This window comes from Kitasatospora sp. NPDC054795, from assembly GCF_053611565.1.
In genome coordinates, this window is sequence record NZ_JBSHAP010000039.1 from 29266 (window position 1) to 44699 (window position 15434).

The 15434-nt window shown below is 75.4% G+C and carries 11 protein-coding genes; 2 read left to right on the plus strand and 9 right to left on the minus strand.

All coding sequences use genetic code 11. The features are described from left to right. Positions 1-55: 55 nt before the first annotated feature. The 3 genes from ACWGJO_RS16345 to ACWGJO_RS16355 form a co-directional block, all read right to left on the minus strand. Positions 56-1675 carry an aromatic amino acid lyase gene (locus ACWGJO_RS16345; protein WP_452184328.1) on the minus strand — a complete coding sequence of 540 codons (1620 nt, stop codon included), beginning with the start codon at positions 1673-1675 and terminating at the stop codon, positions 56-58. A gap of 203 nt (positions 1676-1878) precedes the next feature. Further along, on the minus strand, positions 1879-3081 hold the full coding sequence (locus tag ACWGJO_RS16350) for a cytochrome P450 (protein WP_359908108.1): 1203 nt from the start codon (positions 3079-3081) through the stop codon (positions 1879-1881). Between the two features lie 83 nt (positions 3082-3164). Continuing rightward, on the minus strand, positions 3165-4373 hold the full coding sequence (locus ACWGJO_RS16355; protein ID WP_452184330.1) for an acyltransferase family protein: 1209 nt from the start codon (positions 4371-4373) through the stop codon (positions 3165-3167). A 206-nt stretch (positions 4374-4579) separates the two neighbouring features. Here ACWGJO_RS16355 and ACWGJO_RS16360 point away from each other — a divergent pair, with 206 nt between their 5' ends. Continuing rightward, positions 4580-6052 carry an MFS transporter gene (locus tag ACWGJO_RS16360; RefSeq protein ID WP_452184332.1) on the plus strand — a complete coding sequence of 491 codons (1473 nt, stop codon included), beginning with the start codon at positions 4580-4582 and terminating at the stop codon, positions 6050-6052. Then, positions 6049-7086 (plus strand): SGNH/GDSL hydrolase family protein, encoded by a 1038-nt coding sequence (locus ACWGJO_RS16365; RefSeq protein ID WP_452184334.1) that lies wholly within the window; start codon positions 6049-6051, stop codon positions 7084-7086. The genes ACWGJO_RS16360 and ACWGJO_RS16365 overlap by 4 nt, the downstream gene beginning before the upstream one ends. Positions 7087-7155: 69 nt before the next feature. On the opposite strand, the gene ACWGJO_RS16370 is transcribed toward ACWGJO_RS16365, so the two are convergent. The 6 genes from ACWGJO_RS16370 to ACWGJO_RS16395 all read right to left on the minus strand — a co-directional run bounded on the left by ACWGJO_RS16370 (position 7156) and on the right by ACWGJO_RS16395 (position 15082). Further along, complete coding sequence (locus tag ACWGJO_RS16370; protein WP_452184336.1) at positions 7156-8823, minus strand: dipeptide ABC transporter ATP-binding protein; 1668 nt, start codon at positions 8821-8823, stop codon at positions 7156-7158. Further along, positions 8820-9725, minus strand: a complete 906-nt coding sequence (locus tag ACWGJO_RS16375; RefSeq protein WP_452184338.1) for an ABC transporter permease — start codon at positions 9723-9725, stop codon at positions 8820-8822. Before ACWGJO_RS16375 ends, ACWGJO_RS16370 begins: the two co-directional genes overlap by 4 nt. Then, positions 9722-10681: an ABC transporter permease gene (locus ACWGJO_RS16380; RefSeq protein ID WP_359908091.1), complete on the minus strand. Its 960-nt coding sequence runs from the start codon at positions 10679-10681 to the stop codon at positions 9722-9724. Before ACWGJO_RS16380 ends, ACWGJO_RS16375 begins: the two co-directional genes overlap by 4 nt. Continuing rightward, complete coding sequence (locus ACWGJO_RS16385; protein WP_452184340.1) at positions 10678-12363, minus strand: ABC transporter substrate-binding protein; 1686 nt, start codon at positions 12361-12363, stop codon at positions 10678-10680. The genes ACWGJO_RS16380 and ACWGJO_RS16385 overlap by 4 nt, the downstream gene beginning before the upstream one ends. A 456-nt stretch (positions 12364-12819) precedes the next feature. Further along, positions 12820-13566 carry an IclR family transcriptional regulator gene (locus tag ACWGJO_RS16390; protein ID WP_452184342.1) on the minus strand — a complete coding sequence of 249 codons (747 nt, stop codon included), beginning with the start codon at positions 13564-13566 and terminating at the stop codon, positions 12820-12822. Further along, positions 13466-15082 carry a M14 family zinc carboxypeptidase gene (locus ACWGJO_RS16395; RefSeq protein ID WP_452184344.1) on the minus strand — a complete coding sequence of 539 codons (1617 nt, stop codon included), beginning with the start codon at positions 15080-15082 and terminating at the stop codon, positions 13466-13468. Before ACWGJO_RS16395 ends, ACWGJO_RS16390 begins: the two co-directional genes overlap by 101 nt. Positions 15083-15434 lie beyond the last annotated feature (352 nt).

Below are 15434 nucleotides of genomic sequence, written 5' to 3' on the forward strand. Positions count from 1 at the left end.
GTGGGAGTCACGGTCGGGGACGTGCCGTGCGGGGGAGACGGCGAACGGCGGGGGTTCAGGCGGCGAAGGGCTCCGGGAGCCCGGCGGCGCGGCGCAGCGAACCGTCCCGGACCAGGCCGGCCACGGCGGCGATGTCGCCGTCCATCCGCCGGTCGCGGTCGGTGAACGGGGCCTGCTCGCGGATCAGTCCGTGCACCTTCTGGAGGGTGGGCGAGGCCTTGCGCAGGCCGCGCAGCTCGACCGCCTGGGCGACGGCGAGCAGGTGGATCGCGGTGACCTCGCGGGCGAGCTCGACGACCGTACGGGCGTCGCGGGCGGCGATCGTGCCCATGCTCACCTTGTCCTGGTTGTGCGCCTCGGTGGAGCGGGAGAACAGCGAGGCGGGTACGGCGGTCTTGAGCGCCTCGGCGGTGATCGCGGAGGCGGCGATCTGCATGCCCTTGAAGCCGTGGTGGAGCCCGGCGTGGGCGTCGGTGTCGGCGGCTGGGGCGATCAGGTTGGGCGGCAGGCCGCGGCTGAACTTGGGGTCGACCAGCAGGGCGAGCTGGCGGTCGAGCAGGTCGGCGGTGTTGGCGACGGCGGTCTTGAGGCCGTCCATGGCCTGGCCGACGTGGCCGGCGTAGAAGTTGCCGCCGTGGTGCAGCAGGCCCTCCTCGGTGTCGAACAGCGGGTTGTCGGTGGAGGAGTTGACCTCGGTCTCCAGCCAGGGCCGCACCCAGTCCAGGGTGTCCCGCAGCACGCCGGTGACGTGCGGGGCGCAGCGCAGCGAGTACGGGTCCTGGATGCGGTGCTCGTGGGTGAGGAATCCGCGGTCGCCCAGGCGTTCCTGGCGGTCGAGGATGCCCCGGTAGTCGGTGGCGAGTTCGGAGCCGTCGAGCAGGGCGCGGATCGCGGCGGCGGAGGCTCGCTGGCCGGGGTGCGGCTTCTGGTGGTGCAGGAACGGGTGGAAGTGCGAGGCGTTGCCGTGCAGCGCCTCCACGGCGAGGGCGGTGGCGATGTCGGCGGCGGCGGCGAGTTCGGCCGCGTCGTGGGCGGCGAGGACGGCGAAGGCGGAGGTGAAGGAGGTGCCGTTGATCAGCGCCAGGCCCTCCTTGGCGGCGAGCACCACCGGTTCGATGCCCTCCTCGGCGAGCGCCTCGGCGGCCGGGCGGATCCGGCCGCGGTGCAGCACTTCGCCCTCGCCGAGCAGGGCGTGCGCCAGGTAGCAGAGCGGGACCAGGTCGCCGCTGGCGCCGAGCGATCCCCGTTCGGGGATGAGCGGCAGGATGTCGGCGGCCAGGTGGCGCAGCAGGGTGTCGACCACGACGGGCCGGATCGCGGAAGGGCCGCGCCCCAGGCAGTTGGCGCGGATCAGCTGGACGGCGCGGGCGACCTCGGGCGCGGCGGTCGGGCCGGTGCCGTTGAGGTGGTAGGTGATCAGGTTCCGCTGGAGCGCGGCGGCGCGGTCGGCGGAGATCTGCCGCGCGACGGAGTCGCCGAAGCCGGTGGTGATGCCGTACAGCGGGATGCCGCGTGCCAGCCAGTCCTCCTTGAGGGCGACGGAGGCGGCCATCCTCCCGGTGGCGGCGGGTGCGAGGACCGGTCCGGCGGTGCCGGGGCGGGCCCGGGCGACGGAGACGATGTCGGCGAGGGTCAGGTCGTGGCCGGTCAGGGCCAGGGGAGGCGTGGTGGGCATGGGTCCTCGTTCCTGGGCGGAGCGGGCGGTCCGGTCGGAGGGGGCGGGGTACCGGCTGGCCCCAAGTCTCGGGATCGGACAGGTGTTCCGTCTTCGGGCGTCGGTACGGACCGGATCCCGTCCCAACGGCCGGGCGGCGGGCGGCGACCCGGCCCAACGGACGGGCCGTCGGACCGGGTCGCCGGGGCGTCCGCCGAGCCCCGTCACCACTCGACGGGCAGCGCCTTCGGACGCAGTGTCAGCAGGCCTCCGAGCCACTCGACCTCCTCGGCGGGCACCGCGAGCCGCAGCGAGGGCAGCCGGCGGGCCAGGGTGCCGAAGGCGACCTGGAGCTCCATCCGGGCGACGCCCGCGCCGGGGCAGTAGTGGGCGCCGTGGCCGAAGGCGACGTGCTTGGGGTCGGCGCGGGTGAGGTCGAGCCGCTCGGGGTCGTCCACCCGGCGGATGTCGCGGCCGGCCGCGTGCATCACCGGGATGACGCCCTCGCCCTTGGCGACCGGGGTGCCGGCCAGCTCCAGGTCCTCGGTGGCGACCCGCATGAAGCCGATCTCGGACGGCGGGGCGTAGCGCAGCAGTTCCTCGGTCGCGTTGTCCAGCAGGTCGGGGCGCTCGGTGAGCAGCCGCCACTGGTCAGGGTGGCGCAGCAGCTGGTACAGCGCCCGGGAGACCGCGCTGACGGTGGTGTCGTGGCCGGCGACCAGCAGGTTGATGCCGAGCCAGACCAGCTCGCGCTCGTCGAGGCGGTCCTCGTCGTCGCGGGCCGAGATGAGGGTGGAGAGCAGGTCCTCGCCGGGGTTCGCGCGGCGTTCGGCGACCAGCCCGGCGACGTACGCGGCGGACTCCTGGCGGGCGGCGAGCCGCTCCTCGGGGGTGTGGGCGGTGATGGAGACCAGCCGGTCGGTCCACTGCTGGAGCAGCGGGCGGTCCTCGACCGGGGCGCCGACCATCTCGCAGATCACCCAGACCGGCAGCACGGCGGCGAAGTCGTGGTGCAGGTCGGCCGGCCGGGGACCTTCGACCAGGCGGTCGATGAGCTCGTCGGCGATCTCGACCACCCGGGAGCGCCAGCGCTCGGCCTTGCGCGGGGTGAAGGCGGGGGAGATCAGCCGGCGCAGCCGGGCGTGGTCGGGGCCCTCCTGGTTGAGCAGGTTGTACGGGTTGTCGGAGAAGTCCTCGCCGGAGACGGTGCGCACGGCGCCCGGCTCGCGCAGCGCGGCCCGGGACAGCCGCTGGTCGGAGAGCGCGGAGACGACCTCGTCGTAGCCGGTGACCAGCCAGGCCTGGTCGCCGCTGGGCAGCCGGACCCGGCTGACCGGGCACTTGGCGCGCAGTTCGGCGAACTCGGCGGGCGGCTCGCCGTAGGGGGAGAGCGGAAGGGGGTAGGCGGTGAGGTCCTGGTCGGTCATCGGTCTGCCTCTCGGTGGGATCGCTGGGGTCGTGGTCGGGCGGTCGTGGTTCCGGTCGTGGTGGTGCGGGTGCGGGTGCGGGATCAGGTGGTCGGGGCTTCGGTCAGGCGGCCGGTGTCCGGGTCGGGGGCGGGTGCCGGGCCGGCCGGGGGACCGGCCGACGGGCTCGGGGGGCTCGGAGGCGTGGCGTCGGTGCGGCGCCGGCGGGGTGCGGCGAGCAGCCGTACGGCCGGGAGCTCGACGTACCGGTGCAGGAGTCCGGCGAGCAGCCAGGCGGCGGCGAACGCGCCGAGCAGCAGCGCGGCGGCGACCGGGGTGGCGAAGGTCCGTCCGGCGCCGAGGGCGCGGTGGCCGTGGTCCAGGATCAGCCGGTGGACCAGGTAGAAGGCGAAGGTCCAGCTGCCGAGGGTGACCAGCGGCCGGGAGGTGAGGAAGGAGCGCCGGCCGGCCACGTCCCGGGCGGCGAGCGCGGGCAGCAGCAGAGCGATCGGGACGATCGCGGGGGTGGTCAGCCCCCACAGGAACGGCAGCTGCTTGGCCAGGAGCTGGGCCGGGATCAGGAGCAGGGCGGCGGGCAGGGCGCCGATCGGCAGCCGGCGGCCGGTGAGGACGATCCGGGCGAGCAGGATGCCCAGCACGAACTCCAGCAGCCGCACCGGCGGGAACACATAGACGAACCAGAACTGCCACACCGAGCCGGAGCCGAAGGGCAGCGGCGGACGGTCCGGCAGCAGGGCGGAGGCGGCCGGGACGAGCAGGACCGCGGCGATCACCCCGGCGGTCCAGGCCCAGAGCCGCTCGGGGCGGATCTTCCGGATCCAGTGCACCAGCAGCGGGAAGGCGGCGTAGAAGAAGATCTCGCAGGAGATCGACCAGCTGACGTCGTTGAGGCTGGAGAAGACCTCGCGGTCCGGGTTCCAGGTGTGCACCAGGAACAGGTTGGGAACGGCCTGGCGGGCGGTCGCGGCGTGGCCGGCCACGGCGAGCAGCACCAGCGCGGCGGCCCAGGTGAGCACGTGCAGCGGGTAGATCTTGGCGGCCCGGCGGCGCCAGAAGCCGCGGGCACTGTGGTCGGGGCGCGAGCCCCAGGTGATCACGAAGCCGCTGAGGACGAAGAAGCAGCTGATCGCGGTCCAGGCGCCGTTGGCGACGAGCCAGGCGTAGGCGTCGGCGACCCCCGCGTCGCCGAACGGCTTCTCCATGTCCGCGTGGAAGGCGAAGACCGGGACCACGATCAGGAATCTGACGCCGGTGAGCGAGGGCAGGCGGGGACGTCTGACGGATTCGGGCATGGGTGGGCAACTCCCCCGTGGGTAGGGCCGATATTTCTAAGGTTCGGCAATTATCAAACAATAGGAAGTCAACTCGCGCAGATGCAAGGGGTGTTGGGGGTCGCGTGGCGCAGAGATTGTTTGACGCTAGATGATTTGACTGCTACGTTCAGCCCACTTGATTGAGATGCAGACGATTGTCTGCCAGATGGATTGGGAGAGGGCCGATGCCGGACACGGCGCCCCGCACCCTCGGCGCGCACAAGGGGTTGGCACTCCTGGTGCTCTGCGCCCAGCTCTTCCTCGACTCGATGGACGTCTCCCTGATGGGCGTCGCCCTGCCGGAGATCAAGCAGGACCTCGGCCTCGGGCCGGAGACGCTGCAGTGGATCATCTCCGGCTACGCCGTCGCCTACGGCGGCTTCCTGCTGCTCGGCGGCCGAGCCGCCGACCTCTTCGGCCGGCGCCGGCTCTTCTTCTGGGCCACCGCCGTGTTCGCCCTCGTCAGCCTCGCCGGCGGGCTCGTCTCCGACGGCACCCTGCTGGTCGTCAGCCGCGTCATCAAGGGCGTGGCCGCCGCCTTCATCGCCCCCGCGGCGATGTCGATCATCACCACCACGTTCAAGGAGGGCCCCGAGCGCACCCGCGCGATGGGCATCTTCTCCCTCACCGGCGCCAGCGGCTACGCGGCCGGCCTGGTGTTCTCCGGCGTCCTGACCGAAGTGCACTGGCGGCTCATCTTCTTCGTCCCCTTCGTCGTCGCCTCGCTCGTCCTCGCCGTCACCAACTACGCCGTCGCCCCCGACCAGGCGCGCACCGGCGAACGGCCCGGCTTCGACGCGGCCGGCGCGCTCACCGCCACCGCCGGCGTCCTGCTGCTCGTCCTCGGACTCGTCCGCGCCCCCGAAGCCGGCTGGGGCTCCGCCGCCACCCTCGGCTCGCTGATCGCCGCCGTCGTGCTGCTGGTCGTCTTTGTGGTCATCCAGCAGCGCCGCACCGACCCGCTGCTGCCGCTGCGGATCTTCCGCTCGCGCACCCTGTCCACCGCCAACACCGTCGGCCTGGTCTGGGCCTGCGCCACCATCGGCTGGCAGTTCATCGCCCTGCTCTACCTCCAGCAGGTGCTCGGCTACAGCGCCCTCCAGGCGGGCCTGGCGATCGTCCCGATGGCCGCCGCGATCCTGCTCGCCGTCAACCTCGCGCCCAAGTTGATCAACCGCTCCGGGCTGCGCCCGGCGGCCGTTCTCGGCCTGCTCCTCCAGGGCGGCGGCATCCTGCTGTTCCTGCGCACCGGCACCGACAGCAACTACCTGAGCGTCCTGCTGCCCGCGCTGATCGTGCACGGGCTCGGCAACGGCACCAGCTTCCTCGCCTTCAACATCGCCGCGGTCGGCGGCGTGAAGAACGAGGACCAGGGGCTGGCCACCGCGCTGGTCACCGCCGCCCTCCAACTCGGCGGCGGCATCGGCGTCGCCGTCGGCGCGGCGGTGCTCACCGGCGTCGGCGGCGCCTCGCCCTCGCTCTCCGCGTACCACTGGGCCTTCCTGGTCGCCGCGCTCTTCTCGGCCGTCGGGCTGGTCGCCGCCGCCCTCGGGCTGGGCGCGCCGAAGGGCGGGGACGCCGCGCAGGCGCCGCCCGCCGAGGCCGCGCCCGCCGAGGCGCAGGCCCTGGCCGCCGACCTCCAGGAGGGCCGGGCGTGACCGCCACCCGGCCCGCCGCCGCCACCGCCGTCGAACACCTCACCCCGGACGACCCCCGGCTCTCCTGGGACGGCATCAGCGGCCTGGCCCGGCACGAGGACCGCTGGATCCCGCTGCGCCTGCCGCTGGACCGGGTGGCGACCACCCTCTCCGCCGACTTCGCCCGCCTCGCCCGGCTCCCGGCCGGCGCCCGCTTCGGCCTGCGCACCGACGCCGTCGAACTGGTCCTGGAACTGGACGCCGAACCCGGCAGCGCGCCGCTGGACGTGGTGGTGGACGGCGTCGTCGCCCACCGGTGGCACCCGGTGCCCGGCCGCCACCGGCTCACCCTGCCGCTGCCCGCCGGCGCGAACGGCCCGGCAGAGGTGGAGATCTGGCTGCCGCACCTCAGCCGCACCTGGATCGGCCGGCTCTCGCTGCACGGCCACCGGGTGCTGGAGCCGCTCGAACGCACCGGCCCGCGCTGGATCGCGTACGGCAGCTCGCTCACCCACGCGATGTTCCCGCACGGTCCGTCAGAGAGCTGGGTCTCCCTGGTGGCCGTCCGGCACGGCTGGCGGCTGCGCAACCTCGGCTTCGCCGGGGAGGCGTACCTGGACCCGCTGGTCGCCCGCGTCCTGCGGGACACCCCGGCCGAGCTGATCACCCTGGAGATCGGCACCAACGTCTACATCCGCAGCGTGTTCACCGCGCGCAGCTGGGGCTCGGCGGTGTGCGGCTTCGTCGAGACCGTCCGCGACGGTCACCCCGACACCCCGATCGCGGTGATCGCCGCGCTGCCCTCGGTGGAGCGGGAGAAGGCGGTCAACGCCGCCGGGCTCACCCTGGAGGGCATCCGGGAGCTGACCGGCGAGGCGGTCCGGGTGCTTCAGCGGCTCGGCGACCGGCGGCTGCACCTGGTCGACGGCCGCGAGGTGCTGCCCGTCGCCGAGGCCGACCGGGTCTACGCGGACGGGCTGCACCCGACCCCGGACGGCGAGCACGACCTCGCCGACCGGGCCGCGCCGATCCTCCGGCGGTTCCTGCCGGGCTGACGGCCGGCTCCGAACGACGGTGCCCCGACGGGACGTTCCCGCCGGGGCACCGCCGTGTGCCGGGGCCCGTCAGACCGCCGCGGTCCGTGCGGGCAGCCGGGGCACAGCCGCCAGCAGCTGCCGGGTGTACGGGTGCTCGGGGGAGCGGAACACCCGCTCGGCCGGGCCGTACTCGACCGCCCGGCCGTCCTTCATCACCAGCACCCGGTCGCTCACCCGGCGCACCACCGCGAGGTCGTGCGAGATGAACAGCATCGCCAGGCCCAGCTCGGCCCGCAGCCGGGCCAGCAGCTCCAGCACCTGCGCCTGCACCGAGACGTCCAGCGCCGACACCGGCTCGTCGCAGACCAGCAGCCGCGGCCCGGTGGCCAGCGCCCGGGCGATCGCCACCCGCTGGCGCTGCCCGCCGGACAGTGAGCGCGGCCGCCGCTCCAGGTGCTGCTCGCCGAGGCCCACCTGGGTCAGCAGCCCGACCGCCCGCTCCCGCCGGGCCGCTCCGCGGGCCACCCCGGCGACCGCCAGCGCCTCGGCCAGGATCCGCCGGACGGTGAAGCGCGGATCGAAGGAGGCCAGCGGGTCCTGGTGGACCAGTTGCACGGCGGCCCGGGCCGGACGGCGTTCGCGCTCGGGCAGCGCGCTCCACGGGCGGCCGTCCAGCAGCACCTCTCCGGCGTCCGGGGTCAGCATGCCCATCACCAGCTGGGCGGTGGTGCTCTTGCCGGAGCCGGACTCGCCGACGATGCCCAGGGTCTCGCCGGGCGCGAGCGCGAACGACACGTCGGCGACCGCCTCCCGCAGGCCGCCGTCCGGGGTGCGGTAGCGCTTCACCAGGCCCCTGGCGGTGAGGAGCCGGTCCTGCCCCCGCCCCCGCCCCCGCCCCTGGTCCTGGTCCTGTTCCTGCTTCTGCGCCTGCCCCTGTTCCTGCTCGCCGGCCGCCGGGGCCGGCCCCGGTCGGTCCGGATCGGGCGCGGCCGCCAGCAGCATCCGGGTGTACGGGTGCTCGGGCGCACCCAGCACCCGGTCGGCCGGTCCGCTCTCCACGATCCGGCCGTCCTTCATCACCGCGATCCGGTCCGCCAGCCGGGCCACCACCGCCAGGTCGTGGCTGATCAGCAGCAGGGCCGTCCCCTCGGCCTTCAACTCGCCGAGCAGATCGAGCACTTGAGCCTGCACCGTGACGTCCAGCGCGGTGGTCGGCTCGTCCGCGACCAGCACCCGCGGCCCCGCCGCCAGCGCGGAGGCGATCAGCGCCCGCTGGCGCAGCCCGCCGGAGAGCTGGTGGGGGTACTGCCGGGCCCGTTCGGCCGGCTCCGGAACCCCGACGTCGCGCAGCAGCTCCTCGACCCGGCCCGGCACCTCGGCCTTCGGCAGTACCCGGTGGGCGAGCAGGGGCTCGCCCACCTCGGTGCCCACCCGGCGCAGCGGGTCCAGCGCGGACAGCGCGTCCTGGAGCACCAGTGCGACGGTGCGCCCGCGCACCCGGCGCCACTCCCGCTCGCCGAAGGCGGCGGCGTCCCGGCCCTCGACCAGGAAGCGCTCGGCCCGGACGGCGGCACCGGGCGCGGTCAGTCCGACCAGCGTCCGGGCCGTGACGCTCTTGCCCGAGCCGGACTCCCCGACCAGCGCCAGGCACTCGCCCGCCGACAGCGACAGCGACACCCCGGCCACCGCCGCGGTCCGCTGCCTGCCATGGCCGAACTCGACGCTCAGGCCCTCCAGTTCGACGATCGGGCTCATGACGTCCGTCCTTCCAGGCGGCGGTGCAACTGACGGCCGAGCACGGTGATCGCGACCACCACCGCGGTGATGGCGGCCCCCGGGAACACCGCGATCCACCAGGCGGTGGACAGGAAGTCGCGCCCCTGGGAGAGCATCGCCCCCCACTCCGGGGCGGGCGCCTTGGGCCCGAGCCCGAGGAAGCTGAGCGCCGAACCCGAGACCACGGCGGTGCCGACGGCCAGCGTGGCGGGCACCGTCAGCGGCCCCAGGGTGTTCGGCAGCACGTGCCGCAGCACCACGGCCGCCCGGGGTACTCCCAGGGCCGTCGCGGCACGCACGTACTCCGAGCCGCGTACCACCATCGCCTGCCCGCGCACCAGCCGGGCGAACCCGGGAGTGGCCGCGATCGCGATGGCCAGCAGCGCGTTGCCGGTGCCCGGACCCACCACCGCGATCACCAGCAGCGCGAGCAGCAGTTCGGGCAGTGCCAGGAGGATGTCCACCGCGCGCATCGCCACCTGGTCGCCGATCCGGCCGGACAGCGCGGCCGGCAGGCCGACCAGCAGACCCGCCAGGACCGACAGCGCCGTCGCGCCGAGCCCGATCAGCAGCGAGTACCGGGCGCCGTGCACCACCCGGGCGTACACGTCCCGGCCCAACTGGTCGGTGCCCAGCCAGTGTTCTGCCCCCGGCGGGGTGAGCGCGGCGACCGGGTCGGCCGCCGTCGGGTCGGCGTGCGCGAGCAGGGCGGGCCAGGCGCAGGCCACCACCGCCGCCGCCAGGACCAGCGCGGCGAGCAGCACCCCGGGCCGCACCCGGGCCGCCCGCCCGCCGCCCGAGCGGACCGCCCGGGCGGCGGGCCCGGCGGCCGGCGCGGCGTCGGCGTCGGCGACGGGGCCGGGGGCGACGGAGCCGGTCATGCCGCCACCTCCCGCACCCGGCCGGCGCCGCGCAGCCGGGGGTCGATCAGCAGGTAGAGCGCGTCCACCGCGGTGTTCACCACCAGGTAGACCGCGGCGGACAGCAGGATCAGCCCGATCACCACCGGCAGGTCGTGCCCGGTGACCGCGTCCAGCGCGACCCGGCCCAGACCCGGCCGGGCGAACACCGTCTCCACCAGGACCGTCCCGCCCAGCAGCCCGCCCACCAGCCAGCCGCCCAGCGTGACCGCCGGCACCAGCGCGTGCCGCAGCGCGTGCCGGCCGCGCAGCGCCAGTGGGCCGATCCCGCGTGAACGGGCGGTCAGTGCGAACGGCTCGTGCAGCGCCGACTCCAGCCCCTCCCGCAGCACCTGCGAGAGCAGTGAGCCGAACGGCACCGCCAGGGTCACCGCCGGCAGCACCAGCGACTGCCAGCCCTCCGCCCCGGCGACCGGGAACAGCCGCAGGTGGAAGGAGAACAGCGTGAGCAGCAGGACCCCCAGCCAGAACGGCGGGGTGGAGATCGCCAGCAGCTCCGCCCCGGAGGCCGCGCCGCGCACCGCCCGCCGCCGCCCGGCCGTGGTCACCGCGGACACCAGGGCGAACACCAGGATCAGCCCGAACGCCGTCAGCGCGAGCCCCGCGGTCGGGCCGAGCTGCTCGCCGATGATCCGGCTCACCGGCTGCTGCTGCTGGTAGGAGCGGCCGAGGTCGCCGCCCAGCAGCCGGCCCAGGAAGGTCAGGTACTGCTCGAACAGCGGGCGGTCCAGCCCGAACTCCCGGGTGATCTCGGCCCGGACGGCCGCCGAACCGGTGGTCACCGAGCCGCCGAGCAGGGTCGACACCGGGTCGCCGGGCACCAGGTGCAGCGCCAGGAACCCCAGGGTGGCCGCGCCCCAGAGCACCAGGACCGCACCGCCCAGCCGGTGCAGCACCGCGCGCGCGACCCGTGTCACTTGCTCTTCCAGACACCGGCGAACTGCGGCCACGCGTTCGCGTCGAACGCCAGGCCCCGGACGAGCTGGGTGTGCCCGATCAGATTGGTGGTCACGTACAGCGGCAGCACCGTGCCGTGCTCCACCGCCCACCGCTCGGCCTTGGTGTAGTCGGCCTTGCGGGCGGCCGGATCGGTGGTCGCCGCGCCCGCCGTCAGCCAGCCGTCGAGCTCCGGGTCCTTGCTGAGCGACACGTTCTGGCCGCCGGCCGCCGGGGTGTTGGAGGAGAGGTAGAAGCCCGCCAGGATCGCCGGGTCGGCCCGCACCCAGGAGTTGTCCCACAGGTCGTAGTCGCCGCTCGCGTAGATCTTGAAGTAGGTGCCGTTGTCGATCGAGTCGCGGACCAGCTCGACCCCGGCCTTCTTCAGGTCCGCCTGGATGCCCGCCGCCAGGGTGTCGCGCTGGTCGCGCACCAGCGAGGCGATGTACGGCCAGTGCAGGGTCAGCCGCTTGCCGTCCTTCACCCGGTAGCCGTCCGCGTCCCTGGCGCTCCAGCCGGCCTCGTCCAGCAGCCGGCCCGCCGCCGCCGGGTCGTGCGGCAGCGCGTCCTTCAGCCCGGCCTCGTACGCCGCCGGGGTGGTCGGGCTCAGCGGGCTCCAGGCGCGCTCGTACTCGCCGAAGTAGATGCTCTTGACCAGCGCGTCCACGTCCACCGACCGCTGGACGGCCCGGCGCACCCGCTCGTCCTGCAGCGCCCCCCGGGTGGTGTTCAGGAACAGCGAGTAGACCACGCCGGGGTTCTGCGTGCGGTTCACCTCGATGCCGGTGGCCGCCCGCACCGTGCGCACCGCCGTGACCGGCAGCGTGGCCGCGTCCACCTGGCGGCTGGTCAGCGCGCCGCTGCGGACCGAGTCCTCGGGCAGGAAGCGGATCGTCAGCCCGTCCAGGTACGGCGCGCCCTGGTTCGCGGCGCCCTCCGGGGCCCAGGCGTAGGCGTCGTTGCGCTTGAACTCGACGTGGTCGTTCTTGACGTACTCGGTCTCCTTGAACGGCCCGGTGCCCACCGAGTTCTCGCCGCCCGCGCACAGCTGGTCCGCCTTCTCCGCCAGCGACTTCGGCGAGGCGATGCCCAGGTAGGGGGTGGCGACCGCCTGCAGGAACGGCACGTACGGCTCGGCGAAGGACACCCGGACGGTGTGCGGGTCCACCACCTCCGTCCCGGTGTACGGGCCGAGCAGGCTGGCCGCGTACAGCGACTTGGTCCTCGGGTCCTTGACGTGGTCCAGGTTGGCCTTCACCGCGGCCGCGTCGAAGACCGTGCCGTCGTGGAAGGTGACGCCCTCGCGCAGCTGGAAGGTGTACGTCCGGGCGTCCGGCGAGATCTGCCAGGACTTCGCCAGCCACGGGTGGAAGGCGCCCTTGTCGTCCAGGTACACCAGCGAGTCGAAGACGTTGCGCTGGATCACCGCCGTCACGTCGCCGGGGCTGACGTGCGGGTCCAGGCAGGACGTGCCGACCGCCACCGCGTACTTCAGGGTGCCGCCGCGCACCGGGGCCCCCTCGGCGCCCGCCCCCGGCCCGGCCGGGCCCGCCGAGGAGCAGCCGGCGAGCAGGACGGCCGCCAGACCGGCGGCGGGCACGGACGAGGGGACGGTGAACGGACGGCGGACGCGCCGGGCGGCGGGCACGGGTCTGCTGGGCATGGGTGACTCCTTGGTGGTGCCGGTGGAGGGCGTACGGGACCGCCGCCGGGCGCGGGCGCGCACGGCGGGGGAAGGGGGAGAGGAGAGAGAGGAGGGGCGGATCCTGCATCGGATCCCGCGTCGGATCCGCTGCCGGGCCTCGCCCGGGCGTCAGGCCGAGGTGCGGCGGGCCGAGGAGCGGCAGGGGGCGCCGGGCACACCGGTGCCACGGGCGCGGTCGAGGGCGCGACATCGGCCACGGCTGCCCGGACCACCCGCCGACGGGGCGAGGCCCCGCGCGGCCGGTGTCCTGCCACCGCTGCTGTGCACTGCGGCCTCCGATGCCTGCGCGTTCGCCCGTTTCGCGCACCAGGGTGCCCGCTACCGGCGGTTCCTGGCCACCGCGGCGTTCCACCCAGTGGAAGACGCCGTCCGACGGGGCGCGTCACCCGGGGGAAGACCCCCTCCGGGGGCGTGTCACCCGGCGGGGTGCGCCCCCTCCGCGGCCACCGAACGCGCGACCTCGGCCGCCATCAGCCCCCCCGCCTCGCGCAACCGCCCCTCGTACCGGGCCGGATCCACCGGCGAGGCCACCACCAGTCCCAGCGCGGCCAGCAGTGAACCGTCCGGATGGAACACCGGCACCGCCACCGCCCCGTACGCCGGCTGCATCTCCCGGCGCGCGTACCCCACACCCCCGCGCCGCACCGCCGCCAGCTCCCGGCCCAGCCGGCCCGGCGCCACCACCGTGTACCGGGTGTGCCGCGCGCCCGCCGCCGACAGACCCGCCGCCACCTCCCGCACCAGCGCCTCCGGCGCGTGCGCCAGCAGCACCCGGCCCACCGCCGTGGCGTGCAGGTCCATCCGCCCGCCCACCCGCACCTGGAACGGCGAGGACTGCGCCGCCGCACTCGGCAGCCGGTCCAGCAGCAGCGCCGAACGGCCGTCCAGCGCCGCCACCAGCGCGGTCTGCCCGGTCCGCTCGTGCAGCTCCCGCAGGGCCGGCTGCGCCAGCTCCCGGATGCGGCGCAGGCACGGCGCCAACGCCCCCAGCGCCCACAGCCGCCGCCCCAGCCGGTACCCGCCGTCCCGCTGCCGCTCCAGCGCGCCCCAGGCGACCAGCTCACGCACCATCCGCAGCGCCGTCGGCGCCGGCAGCCCGGTCTGCCGCGCGATCTCGGCCAGCCGCAGCGACTCCCGCTCCCCGTCGAACGCCTCCAGCACCGAGAACACCCGCCCGGCCACCGAGCGTCCCCCGGCCTCCCCCGAATTCCCCGCCACCCGCCCCACCCTCCACCGCCACCGCCGCCCACATCCCGTCACCCGCCCCAACACCCGCGCCGGGCACGCGGATTCCGCGGTGCGGGTTCCGCGTACCGCCGCCCTGCGCGAGGCCGCCCGGCGGAACCGGGCCGGCGCAACCGGGCCGGGCGTCCTGGAGCAGGCAGTCGGCGGTGGTGAGGACGGCCCGCGTCTGGTGGGCGAGTTGCTCCTGGACGGGGACCCAGCGGGCGCCGAAGCGGTGGCGCAGCCGGTCGAGGCTGTCGGTGACGACGGCGCGGGCACGGTCCCGGGCGGCCTCGGCGGCGGGGTCCCGGGCGTCGGCGAGCAGCCGCAGCAGGACCGACGCGACCCGCAGCGGCACCCGGGCCGCGACCAGGCCGGCGGTGGTCACCCGGGAGGCGGTGAGCGGCTCGGAGCCCCAGCGCTCCAGCCACTCCTCGGCCACCCGCGGGGCGGCCGCCAGGCTGAGCTCGACGGTGCGCAGCAGCGGGCCGAACGCCTCGTGGCCGTAAGCCTCGTACTGGTGCGCGGCGACGCCCGGGAGCAGGGCGGCGAGCTCCTCGGCGCGCGCGGTGAGGTCGCGGGCGGCCGCGGCGAGGTTCTGCGCCCCGGCCGGGTGGGGACGGGCGTCGCCGACCGCGTCGACGGCCCACATCGGGACCTCCAGCACCGCGCTGACCGCGCCGTACCGGGCCGCGTACGACCAGGTGGACAGCTCGGGCTCGTCCGGCAGGGCCCGGGAACCCCCGGTGCCCGGGGCCGGCATCAGATAGGTGCCCGGGTCCGGGCTGGCCCAGCCGATCGCGTCGTAGGAGTCCACGTCGAGCGGGACGCCGGCCCGTTCCGCGGAGCGGGCGAAGCGCCGGGCCAGGCCCCGGACCGGGCGGGTGAGCTGGACGAACGCGCCGCCGAAGTCCACCCCGTGCAGCGAGCACTGGAGGAAGGGGCGCAGCTCGTCGATCAGGCCGGTCAGCGCCAGGCTCTCCGGCATCGGCGGGCGGCCGGAGCCGGGGGCGGGCAGCAGTTCGGGCTGCTCCTCGAAGGAGGGGCGGAAGAAGTGCTCGTAGTGGCGCCGCATGGTGAGCGGGCCGTCCAGCCAGCCGGCGTTGAGCGCGGCACCGTCCGGGTCGAGGCAGAGCAGCAGGTGCCAGGAGACGCCGGGGCAGGCGGGCCGGTCCAGCAGCACCTCGGCGAGCCGGACGGTCCCGGCGGTGCCGATCGGCTCGTTGGGGTGCGGGCCGCCGACCACCAGCACCGCGCGCGGCCCGCGGTCCACGGAGAGCAGCATCAGCGGGCGTCCGGCCCGGGAGCGGCCCACCTCGCGCAGCCGGCAGCGGTCCGGGTGCCGCAGGGCGAGCCGGCGGGCGGCGGACTCGGCCTGGGCGGGCGTGGGGTAGCGGGCCGGCCGGTTGTCGAGGGGCCGGAGGGGGCGGATCCGCCGACCGGTGTCGGTCATGGTTCTCCTAGCGCCGGTCGTACGGCCGCCGGGGCGCGGGCGTGCGGATGCGCCGCCGGGCACGGCGTGCGGGCGGGGGACGGGGGCGGGAACGGGGCGGGGGCACCGCGCGGGCCGGGACGGGGGCCGAGCGGAGCCGGGGCGGGGCCTGGCGGGGGCGGACAGGGCCGTGCCGGAGCGGCCCGTGGTGAGGGAGGGCCGCGTCGGCCGGAAAACCGAGAGGGCCGAGCGTACGACTCAACTTCCTTGTCCGGAAGGGGGGCAGATCTCTTTGGCGGAGCCCTGTCAGTACCGCACGGCCCTTCCGGGCGTGTCAACGGCGGACGGCACCGGCCGGCGGGCGCGCACTGCG